This window comes from Saccharothrix sp. CCNWYY140, assembly GCF_037401995.1.
In the GTDB taxonomy this organism is placed as follows: domain Bacteria; phylum Actinomycetota; class Actinomycetes; order Mycobacteriales; family Pseudonocardiaceae; genus Actinosynnema.
In genome coordinates this window covers 25,458-36,362 of record NZ_JBBEGC010000072.1, presented here as the reverse complement: position 1 = coordinate 36,362, position 10,905 = coordinate 25,458, and the positions used below count along the sequence as shown (strand labels likewise).

Sequence of the window (10,905 nt, the reverse complement as noted above, 5' to 3'; positions counted from 1 at the left end):
GGCCATACGGTGGGGGAACCGAGGCCCTCCACTTGTAGGTAACACCTACCGCGCGCTCCGCGCGCGAAAGGCGCGCTGCGCGCGCGAAAGGCGCGCTGCGCGCGCAAAAGCGGTGCCGCGCGCGCAGCGAAAGCCGTGTTGCGCGCGCCGAACCGTTCCTGGGTGGTGATTATGCTTCAGCTGGCGATTTCGAGTGTGGTGCGTGCGTCTGCCTTGACCGTCGGCCATTGCGTCGGGTCGTCGCCCAAAGCGGCCAGTTCGGCCACCTGCTGCCGGCACCAAGGCGAAACCGAAACTTCGTTCGTCCGCACCGCGTAGACGAAGTCCGCCCAATCCACCCACTCGAAGTCGCCCACCTCCAACGGATCAGGCACCGGCCGGGCGTCGGTCACCACCCGGTACACCGGAGACACCGCGTCCGACAGGACCAGTTCCGGGTGCACCGACACCAAGCCCAGCTCGGCACGCAAGGTGCGCACGACCGCGTCCGCCACTGGTTCTCCAGGGGTCGGGTGGCCGTGGCACGTGTTGGTCCAGACCCCCGGCCAGGTGCGCTTCGCGTGACCTCGCATGGTCAGCAGCAGTCGCCCGCCGGGGGTGAAGACGTAGCAGGAGAACGCTGAGCGCTCCATGTGTCCCTCCTAGGAAAGACTGTCAGCCGGCCAGTACGAAGGCCGCCGCGATCACCGTGCCCCACCCGGTGGAGGCCACCTGGAGCGGGACGAACTTGGCCCTGGGGCGCAGGAACGCCAGGGCGTCCTCCAGGGGCTTGCCGCGCACGCCTCGCCAGGTGCCCGACACGTGGAACAGGGCGAAGGCGATGGCCGCGACCATCGGGAGTGCGCCCCAGGTGAAGCCCATCGAGATGATCGACACGCACACCGTGGTGCCGCCGACGGCGATCAGGCCCGTGGCCACCGCCATCGCCCTGGTCAGGCCCAGGGCTCGCACGCAGGTGTTGATGTCGAAGGCCGCGTCCTCCGGCCAGTCCTCCGCGGTGTTGACCATGACGATGCCGACCTGGTTCAGGCCGAAGCCGACGATCACGGCCAGCAGCGGCCAGGTCAGCTCGCCGGGGATGGACCGGACGACGATCAGCATCGGCAGCCACAGCAGCACCGCGGCCAAGCCGGGGATCTGGAACACGCCGGAGTTCTTCAGGTGGATCGGCGGGATCGAGTACTGCGCGCCGATGTAGAGCGTGAAGGCGACCAGGGGCAGCAGGTCCCAGTTGCCGGTGCGCAGGGTGTGGTAGACCGCCAGCGCCATCACGGCCACGCCGGTGATGGCGATCTGCACGCGCACGTTGCGCAGGCCCAAGCCGTAGACGGCCTCGGACAGACGCGTCTTGTACACGGCGTCCACATCGCGGTCCGCGTAGGCGTTCGTCATGTCGATGAAGTGCATGACGGACAGGGCCATCACGATGACCAGCGCGAAGTCGACCGTGAGCAGGGTGCTCGCCGACTCGACGGACAGCAGCGTGGGAATGGAGTAGATCGCCAGCATGACGGCCAGGTACTCGACGCGGCGGATGCGGATCGAGTACAGCAGGCGGCGGCCCGCGGTCAGGGGGGTGGTGGGTGCGGCGGGTGCGCGCACCTCGTCGACGGACATGGGGTGTACCTCCGGGGGGATGGGTGCTCACCGGCCGGCGAGCACGAAGGCGGCGGCGACGACGGTCGCCCAGCCGGTGGTGGCGACCTGGAGAGGGACGAGCTTCGCCCTGGGCCGCAGCAGGGCGAGTCCGTCCACTTCGGACCGCCCGCGCACGAGGCGGGCGGTGCCGAGGACGTGGTACGTGGCGAAACCGATGGCGGCGAGCGGCGGCAGGAGACCGAACGAGAGGCCGCCTTCGGCCAGGAGGCCGGTGAGGGCGACCGCGCCGCCGACGCCGACCATGCCCGTCGCGAACACCATCGCCCGGGGCAGGCCCAGGGCGATGACCGACGTGCGGATGCCGTGGGCGCGGTCCTCGGGCAGGTCTTCGGCCGTGTTGACGACGATGATGCCGATCAGCGCCGCGCCGATCCCGCCCACCGTCGCCAGCAGCGGCCAGTCCGGTTCGCCGCCCAGCGCGCGCACCACGATCGTCATCGGGACCCAGATGATGATGACGACCGCGACGAGCGGCTGGAGGACGCCACGGGTCTTGAAGTGCAGCGGCGGCACCGAGTACTGGGCCACCAGGACGGTCTCCACCGCGATCAGCGGCAGCAGGTCCCAGTGCCCGGTGTGCTCCGAGAGGGCGACGGCCAGCGCCGCCCCGACCACCACGGTCGCACCGATCTGCCACCGGACGTTCCGCACGCCCAGCCCGTGCACCGCCTCGGACAGGCGCGACTTGTAGGTCGCGTCCACCTCGCGGTCGGCCAGCGTGTTCACCATGTCGGCGACGTGCACGACGGCCAGCACGGTCACGAGCGTCAGGGCGAACGTGCCGGACAGCAGATCGGCGGCCGTGTCGACCGACAGCAGCGCGGGGATCAGCATCACCGACAGCCACACCGGGAAGAACTCGACGCGGCGGATGCGCAACGACCAGTCCAGCTTGCGCAGGGGGGTGGGCCGCCGCACGGTGTCGGTGGCCGGTAACCGGATGCTCTCGGTCGTGGTCATGGCGTGCTCCTAGAGGATCTGGATGCGCTGGAGGTGCCGGGACGAGTTGCCGCGGAAGGCGTTGCGGCCGTGCAGGAGGGCCTGGTTGTCGACCGCGACGATGTCGCCGTCCCGCCACTCGTGGTGGTAGCAGACCGCCGGGTCGTGCATCCGGTCCCGCAGGTCGGTCATGAACGCCTCGGCGTCCACCCCGGACTTGCCGCCGATCTCGACCCACACCGGGTTCTTGTACTTCGCGGGGTCCAGCGGCTCGCCGTAGCGCAGGATCGTCTCGCCGGTCTCCGAGTGCTCCGCCAGCAACGGGGACACCGTCTCGCCGCCGTAGTAGCCGAGCTTCTCGGTGCGGTAGGTGACCCGCGTGTCGGCCCACTCCAGCCGCAGCTCCTGCGGCGTCCGGCGCAGCACCTCGACGCTGTCGGAGAACACGGTCTCCCCGCCACCACCGGCGACCGGGGCCTCGACGCACTGGAACAGGAAGTAGCGCGGCGCGACCTCGGCGAACGCCCCGTCCCAGTGGAACGGCACGTCCGTGCGGCTGAACAGGTAGTTCTTCGGGTCCTCCTGGACCACCAGGTCCAGCACCGCCCCGAAGTCCCAGTGCAGGATCTCGCCCCACTGCGCGCAGTAGTCGACGAGGTCCTCCTTGTCCAGCAACGGGAACCCGCGCAGGACGACCACCTTGGACTCGACGGTCCAGCGCTCCAGCTGGGCGGGCGCGATGTCGCGCAGGTCGGCGGGGCCGTCCGCGGTCACCAGCCGGCCGAACGGCGCCAGCGGCGTCTCCTGGACGCGCAGCTCGTGTGCCTTGGTCATGACGCGATCTCCTCCGGCGGGAACTCGGGGTTGACGTAGTGGCTCGGGCGGCCGTTGCGCCAGATCAGCGACGCGTTGTCGCGCTCCGCCTGGGCGCGCTTGACCAGGGTCATCGTGGTGCCGTCGTCCACGACGACGCCGTGCCACGGGGTGAGCCAGCTGTCCCTGGTGCGGATGAGGTGGAAGCCGATCTTCTCGGCGTGCCGGGGCTGCGGGTGGATCGACAGCCGCATCGAGTCGGGGAACTCCGCGGCCACCAGGTCGCCCCAGGCGCGGCTGCGCTGGATCATCCGGTAGGCGAAGTCCTTGCAGTGCTCGCGCAGCTTGGTGCGACTCATCTCCGGGTGCAGCGGCGATTGGTCCTCGACCATGAACCGGTGCATCCCGTTGAACATCGACCGCGCGCCGAGGTCCATGCGCACCTCGGCGCGCAGGTCGTCCAACGGGGTGGCGAAGCGCGCGAGCAGCAGTCCGCGCATCTCGTCGTAGTCGGTCAGGCCGAAGGCGTCGTCCAGCGAGTACAGCGACACCGAGCTCGCGCCGGTCTGGTCGATGATGCGGCGCAGCTCGTCGCGGTAGGCGGTCACGTCGTCGTCCGGGATGCCCAGGATGTCGGAGAAGACGTGGCCGTCCGAGCAGATCAGGATGCGCGCGCCCGGCGGGTGGTAGTGGCTCACCTGCTCGCAGAAGGACTGGAGGAACTCCACGGAGATCCGCTCGCCGAGGTCGGGCAGCGAGCCGACGACCTTCTCCGGGTTGCGGGACTTCGCGGGGAACGCGGGCAGCACGAAGTGCACCGGCTCGCCGGCCAGCAGGTAGCGCAGCACGCGGTTCTCGTGGGTGTCGTAGCACTGCCCGCACGGCTGGTCGCCGCACGGGTCGTCGGGGTGTTCGAGGCGGCGGAACCGGAAGGTCAGCGCGAGTATCCGCCGTGCCAGGAGACTCGCCTGCCTGCCGATCGCTACGTGCTCGACTGCGGTCATGTCGTGTCCGATCGCATCGTGGTTTCCTTGTCGGGCAACGGGTCGCCACGCCCGGCCACGCGTTCGCGCCGCCTCACGCGAACACCTCCTCGGCCGGACCGATCGGCACCAGGTCGCTCCGCCCGCTGATCCCCAGCTTGCGGTAGACCCTGGTCAGGTGCTGCTCGACGGTGCTGACCGTGATGAACAGCTTGTGCCCGATCTCGCGGTTGGTGTGACCGCGGGCAGCCAGGTCGACGACGCGGCGCTCGGCGTCGCTCAGGGCGGCGAGCCCGTCCACCGCGCCTCCGTCGCGCTCGTCCAGCGCGTCGTGGAGCGGTTGCAACTTCTTCCGCAGCAGCCCGGCGTGACAGCCCTCGGCGAGTTGGAGGGCGCGCCTGCCCATCATCTTGGCCCGCCCGAACTCGCCGAGCGCCTGGCCGGTCTGGCTGAGGTCGGCGAACGCGTGCGCCAGCTCGTGCCGGTCCCCGCTGGCGTGCAGCAGGTCCACGGCCTCGGACAGCATCGCCTGGCGCTGCTGGGGCACGCACGCGGAGGCCAGCGCGCGCAGCCCCATGCCCTTGGCGCGCGGGCTGTCCGCGCCGGGCAGCGCGAGGTGCTCGGTGACCAGTTCCCGCGCCCGTTCCGGCCGGCCCAGGCGGACGTGCACGCGGGCGAGGTCCACCCGCCACGGCAGGGCCGAGGGGTCGTCGACGTCCCACCGCACGGCCAGATCGCCCGCGGCGCGGAGGTCCGCGAGGGCGGCCTGCTGCCGGTCGGCGGCGTCGTAGTGGACACCCCGCGCCCACAGGTACTGGGGCCAGAACACGCTCTGCCGCAACGCGGGCGGCGTCGGCCGGCGCAGGGCTTCGTCGGCCTGCTCGGGGTGGCCGCCGAGGGTGGCGGCGAGGACGAGGTGCGCCAGCGGCGAGCCGATGGCGACGCCCCAGCAGGCGGCGGACATCGTGGCCAGCGCGGCTCCCGCGTGCCGCTGCGCCGCCGCGAGGTCCCCGCGGCGCAACGCGATGGCGGCCCGGACGTCTTCGAGGACCGCGCGCCAGCTCGTGACACCCCGGCGGTCGGCGTCCTCGTGCAGCCGGTCGCACCAGTGGGCGGCCCGGTCGAGCAGGTCGGCGCTGATCAGCGCGCGGAGGGCGGGCCAGGCCGCGACCAGGAGCGTGTCGCCGGGACGGGCACGCTGGAGCACTTCTTCGGCACGGTCCAGGGCTAGACGCGGCGGCGCGGTGTCAGCGGGCCGGGGCGACGGCACGGAGTCGGCGGGGCGGGGTGCCGGGGCGGAGTCGGCGGGGCGGCAGTGGTGGAGCCAGGCGGCGGTGGCGCTGTGGTCGGCGGCGATGTCCGGATCGGGGTGCGCGGCGAGGTCGACCCCGGCCAGCACCTCTTCGGCGTCGTCCAAGCGGCCGTGCCAAGCCAGGGATCGGGCCAACAGCAGCGCGTCGGGGCCGTCGAGGTGACCGCCCCGGGCTGCATCGAGCAAGGAGGGCAGGTGCCGCAGCACGCCCGAAGGCTTGTGCCGCCAGTGCAAGCGGACCAGGTCGGCTTCGACGGCCGCCCGTTCAGCGGAGTCCACTGTGGACACCAGCGCGAGGTCGAGGCAGTCGACGGCGTAGGCGGTGGCGTCCCGAACCGCGGCTTCGTCCGCCGCCGCGACGAGCACCGGCACAGCCCACGGCTCGACCGGCTCACCGGCGGCCACCAGGTGCGTAGCGACCTCGGCGACGGGCGCGGCAGCGTCGTGCAGGAGCCGGGCGGCCTTGTGCCGCAACGCGGTCAGCTCACCCGGCGGGCAGTCGTCCCGGACCGCCGCGCGCACGGCCGGGTGGTGGAACTCGTGGCCGTCGACCAGACCGGCCTCGGCGAGCGCGGCCACGGCCTGGCGGGTGGCGGCCGGGGTGACGTCGGCGAGCGCGGCCACCAGGTCGGTGGACGCCCGCGGACCGGCCACGGCGACCGCCCGCGCCACGTCCAGCAGGCGCGGGTCGCTGCGGTGCAGGCACGCGAGCGCCGCGTGCACGAACGCCTCACCCACCGCCGGAACGTCCTGGGTGACAAGGGAATCGTCGGCGAGGGCGTGCACGAGCATGGGGTTGCCGCCGCTGAGCGCGTGCGCGGGCGCGGCGAACCGGCGAGCCACCTCAGGCGTGAACCGCTCGGCGAGCAGCCGCCCGACGCCGTCCCGCGACAGCGGCAGCAGCCGCAGGTGCTTGCAATGCGGCTGCCGGGTCAGCTCGGCGTGGAACGCGGCGCCGGCGGGCCGCGCGGACACGCAGCCGCTCAGCACGAGCAGCACGCGGGCCGCGCGGATGCGCCGTTGCAGGTACAGCAGGGCTTGCAGCGACAGGGGGTCGGCGAACTGGACGTCGTCCACGACGACCACCAGCGGCCGGTCGGCGGCGAGGTCCAGCAGCAGCCGGCACACGTTCTCCAGCAGCCGGGCGTCGTCGTGGCGCAGGGTGGGCGCGTCGGGGTCGCCGACGGCCACGTCCAGGCGCAGGTCCGCGCCGTGGCACAGCTGGTTCACCACGCCGAGCGGGATCGTGCTCTCGGCGAGCGAGCAGGCGGCGGTGAGCACCAGCGCACCGGTCTCCACGGCACGGTCGGCCAGCGCGTCGACCAGCTCGGTCTTACCGCTGGCCACACCGCCGTCGACCAGTGCGACCCTGCCCCGCCCGGCCGCCGCGGTCGCGTAAAGCGCGGTCAGTTCGGAGAGTAGGTGTTCTCTCTCGATCAAAGGCACTGCTCTCACCTCGTAGCGGCTGCCCGGGTGTGGTCGGTGATCCGGCGCAGGACGGCCGGCATCGAGTCGTTGAGGTAGAAGTGGCCGCCCGGGTGGACGGCGAGGTCGAAGGACGCGTCGGTGTGCTCGCGCCAGCCCTCCGCCTCCTCCAGCGTCACGCGCGGGTCCGCGTCGCCGACCAGCGCGACGATCGGGCACGACAGCTTCGGGCCGGGCCGGAACTCGTAGGTCTCGGCGGCGGTGTAGTCGGAGCGGATCGCGGGCAGCACCATGCGCACCACGTCCTCGTCGTCCAGCAGCGCGGTGTCGGTGCCGGCGAGCGCGCGGACGTCGGCGATCAGGCCGGCGTCGTCGCGCAGGTGGGTCCGCTCCAGCCGCTTGCGGTGCGGCGCGCGCCGACCGGATGCGAACAGGGCGGTGGGCGTGACACCCAGGCCCTCCAGCCGCCGCACGACCTCGAAGCCCAGCGTGGCGCCCATGCTGTGCCCGAACAACGCGATCGGCCGGTCGATCAGCGGCAGCACGGCAGCCACCAGGCGGTCGGCCAGCTCGTGGATCGAGGTGAGTCCGGGCTCGCGTTGCCGGTCCTGCCGACCGGGGTACTGCACGGCCAGCACGTCGACTTCAGGCGCCAGTTCCTGTGCCACGCGGAAGAAGTAGCTAGCCGACCCACCGGCGTGCGGCAGGCACAGCAGCTTGGTCGCCGCGTCGTCGGCCGGGTGGAACCGGCGGATCCACAGTTCCGTTTCGGACATCTCGAAAACCCTGTCTTTGATGGCGCCGCCTCCGGCGTCGCGGCGAGGCCGCGTGGGAGTCGGCTTGTCGGGGCCGTTTCCCGCCGATCGAAGGACGTGATCGTCGGGAAACGCCCCCGACAAGCCGACGCGGCCTCGCGGTTCCAGTCGTGGTGGGTGGCGAGGGCGCTGCCCACCGTGTGCAGGTGGGCGCGCCCGGGAGGTGCGGTCAGTAGCACGTGCCGCTCTGACCCTCGCTCCAGCTGATCGTGGTCGGGCGGACGGCGGCGATGCCGGTGTTGGTCCAGCTGTCCAGCACGTCGACGGAGAGAGCGCCGGCGGCGGGCGCCTCGGCGCCCTCGAAGAAGAACGCCCGGACAATCTCATTCGCGATGATCGGCATGGGGAAGTCTCCTCGCGGGAAGTTCGCTCGGTGTGGTGGGCGACGTTCGACACAAAAGGTGCTGGATCAGCGGGTTCCGCGACAAGGCCGCACCTCACCCATCGCCCGCCGTTTCCTCACAGCCCACCCGTGAAATACTCATACCCGCCTTCGCCGATCACCTCGGGTACACCTTCCGGCAACCCGACCGCGGGCACTGGCGGCGCATGGCCGACCCTTATCGCCGCGCTGGCTCCCACCAGCGGCGTTAAGCACTCCGAACGGCCCCGGGACCCCGTTCACCACTTCCGGGTGACCGGCTCACGGCGGGTATGTGACGCCCTCACACCCGACCCTGGGCGCACAATGGCTGACCAGGTGCTGCGCATATTCGAGGGAATGCCCATGCCATGCCCCTACGAATTCCACCGGCCTACCTAGGGGTGTCCCGGCAGTTGCCGTTGGTGGGAAGCTCCGGTGTGCGTCAAACGCGGTTCCGGCTTATCTCGGGGAGTGAGTCCATGAAGTTCTCCGTTCTCGGGAGCACCGAGGTCGTCGACGGCGGCGCCCAGCTCGAACTGGGCGGCGTGAAGCAGCGCGCGATCCTCGGTTACCTCCTGCTGCACGCGAACAAGGTCGTGCCGACCAGCCAGATCCTCCAGGCGATGTGGGAGGGCAACCCGCCCCCGACCGCCCGGAAGATGGTCCAGAACGCCGTGTCGGGCATCCGCCGGATGCTCGCCGCCAACACCGATCCGACGACGACCCCGCTCCTGCGCACCCACCGGCCCGGTTACCAGCTGCGGGTCGACGTCCAGGCGGTGGACCTGTTCGTGTTCCGCTCGCTGGTCCGCGACGGGCGCACCGCGATCTCCGAGGGCTCCCACGCGCTGGGCGCCGAACGGCTGCGCGAGGCGCTGTCGCTGTGGCGCGGCCGGGCGCTGGCCGACCTCGTGGAGACCGGCATCTGCTGGTCGGAGCTGACCGCCCTGGAGGACGAGCGCCTGTCCGCGCTGGAGGACCGGCTCGACGCCGAGCTGGCGTGCGGCCGGCACCGCGAGATCACCCCCGAGCTGGAGGTGCTGACCGCGACCGAACCCATGCGGGAACGGCTGTGCCTCCAGTTCATGCTGGCGCTGTACCGGTCGGGGCGGCAGGCCGACGCGCTGCGCGTCTACCGCCGCACCCGCGAGGCGCTCATCGACGGTCTCGGCCTGGAGCCGGGGCGCGGTCTCCAGGAACTCCAGCAGCGCATCCTGGAGCACGACGCCGCCATCCAGGTCCCCGCGCTGGTGGGCTGACCACCGCGCTCACCCCGGTGATTACCCGACCGTGGAGCGGTCCCGCGCAGCATGGGCTGCGTGCGCGGTCCGCGCCGGCCCGAACCCCCAAGCGAGGACGACATGACCGACAAGTGCCCCGTGCACGGGCATGAAATGCCGCTGGACGACGACTACTACGCCTCCCCGTACGCGCCCTACGCGCTGTACGCCGCGCTGCACCGGGAAGGTCCGATCCACCGGATCTGCCTGGACGACCAGGACCCGGCGTGGATCGTCACCGGCTACGACGAGGTGCACGCCGGCCTGCGGGACAAGCGCCTGGCGCGACCGCGCGAGTACGCCAACCCGGACACCTTCACCACCAAGCGGTTCCCGGAGGGCGAGGCGACGGGCACGATCGTCACCACCGACCCGCCGCAGCACACGCGTCTCAAGCGGATGGTGAACTTCACCTTCCTGCCCCGCAACGTCGACACGTTCCGCCCCCGCGTGGACGACATCGTGGACGCCCGCCTGGACGCGATCGAGGCCGCCGGCGGCGGCGACCTGGTGAACGACTACGCCGCGCTCCTGCCGATCACCATCATCTGCGACGTGCTCGGCATCCCGGAGAACTACCGCGCCGAGCTCAAGCACTGGTGCGACCTCGCGTTCGGCGGCGACGAGCAGATCAACGCCATGACCCGCGAGAAGCTGTCGATGTTCGTCAACGACGTGCGCAAGCAGAAGAAGGAAAACCCGACCGACGACCTGCTGTCGTACTGGGTGCACGCCAAGAACGCCGACGGCGAGCCGGAACTGACCGTGTTCGAGGTGATGAGCCTGGCCCTGCTGACGCTGCTGGGCGGTTACGACACCACCGCGGGCATGATCAGCCGGGGTGCGCTGGCCCTGCTGGACCGCCCGGAGGTGCTGGAACGCCTGCGCGCCAACCCGGACGAGTTCGAGGTTGCCGTCGAGGAGCTGCTGCGGATGCACGGCTCGGTGCACCACGGGTTCCGCCGGTTCGCCACCGAGGACCTGGAGATCGGCGGCACCAAGGTGGCCAAGGGCGACACGGTGTACCTGCACCTGACCGCCGCGGGCAACGACCCGAAGCGGTTCCCCGAGCCGGAGAAGTTCGACCTGGACCGCGCGGACAAGGCGCACATGGCCTTCGGCGGCGGCGCCCACTTCTGCTCGGGCTCGGAGCTGGCGCGCATCGAGGTGGTCACCGCGCTGCGCAAGCTGTTCACCCGGTTCCCGAACATCAAGCTCGCCGCCGACCCGACGACGCTGCGGCTGCGCAACTCGCCGCTGCTGCCCGCGGTGATGCACCTGCCCGTCACCGTCTGACACCCCGCTCCGCCCTTCG

At 71.4% G+C, this 10,905-nt stretch carries 10 protein-coding genes; 2 read left to right on the top strand and 8 right to left on the bottom strand.

The window, feature by feature from the left end; all coding sequences use genetic code 11:
- Positions 1-176 precede the first annotated feature (176 nt).
- The 8 genes from WBN91_RS26515 to WBN91_RS26480 all read right to left on the bottom strand — a co-directional run bounded on the left by WBN91_RS26515 (position 177) and on the right by WBN91_RS26480 (position 8,289).
- Positions 177-632, bottom strand: a complete 456-nt coding sequence (locus tag WBN91_RS26515; protein ID WP_337727843.1) for an NUDIX domain-containing protein — start codon at positions 630-632, stop codon at positions 177-179.
- Between the two features lie 22 nt (positions 633-654).
- Positions 655-1,617 (bottom strand): UbiA family prenyltransferase, encoded by a 963-nt coding sequence (locus tag WBN91_RS26510; protein ID WP_337727842.1) that lies wholly within the window; start codon positions 1,615-1,617, stop codon positions 655-657.
- Positions 1,618-1,644: 27 nt separating this feature from the next.
- Positions 1,645-2,619, bottom strand: a complete 975-nt coding sequence (locus tag WBN91_RS26505; protein WP_337727841.1) for a UbiA family prenyltransferase — start codon at positions 2,617-2,619, stop codon at positions 1,645-1,647.
- Between the two features lie 9 nt (positions 2,620-2,628).
- On the bottom strand, positions 2,629-3,432 hold the full coding sequence (locus WBN91_RS26500) for a TauD/TfdA dioxygenase family protein (RefSeq protein ID WP_337727840.1): 804 nt from the start codon (positions 3,430-3,432) through the stop codon (positions 2,629-2,631).
- Positions 3,429-4,415, bottom strand: coding sequence for an isocyanide synthase family protein (locus WBN91_RS26495; RefSeq protein ID WP_337727839.1), 987 nt, complete (start codon positions 4,413-4,415; stop codon positions 3,429-3,431). The genes WBN91_RS26500 and WBN91_RS26495 overlap by 4 nt, the downstream gene beginning before the upstream one ends.
- 73 nt (positions 4,416-4,488) lie before the next feature.
- The gene (locus WBN91_RS26490) at positions 4,489-7,152 is read right to left on the bottom strand and encodes a helix-turn-helix transcriptional regulator (protein ID WP_337727838.1); all 2,664 of its coding nucleotides are present in this window, start codon (positions 7,150-7,152) and stop codon (positions 4,489-4,491) included.
- A gap of 5 nt (positions 7,153-7,157) precedes the next feature.
- Positions 7,158-7,907: a thioesterase II family protein gene (locus WBN91_RS26485; RefSeq protein WP_337727837.1), complete on the bottom strand. Its 750-nt coding sequence runs from the start codon at positions 7,905-7,907 to the stop codon at positions 7,158-7,160.
- A 208-nt stretch (positions 7,908-8,115) separates the two neighbouring features.
- Complete coding sequence (locus tag WBN91_RS26480; RefSeq protein ID WP_337727836.1) at positions 8,116-8,289, bottom strand: hypothetical protein; 174 nt, start codon at positions 8,287-8,289, stop codon at positions 8,116-8,118.
- A gap of 500 nt (positions 8,290-8,789) precedes the next feature.
- Here WBN91_RS26480 and WBN91_RS26475 point away from each other — a divergent pair, with 500 nt between their 5' ends.
- Positions 8,790-9,569: an AfsR/SARP family transcriptional regulator gene (locus WBN91_RS26475; protein WP_337727835.1), complete on the top strand. Its 780-nt coding sequence runs from the start codon at positions 8,790-8,792 to the stop codon at positions 9,567-9,569.
- Positions 9,570-9,671: 102 nt separating this feature from the next.
- Positions 9,672-10,886, top strand: a complete 1,215-nt coding sequence (locus tag WBN91_RS26470; RefSeq protein WP_337727834.1) for a cytochrome P450 — start codon at positions 9,672-9,674, stop codon at positions 10,884-10,886.
- Positions 10,887-10,905 lie beyond the last annotated feature (19 nt).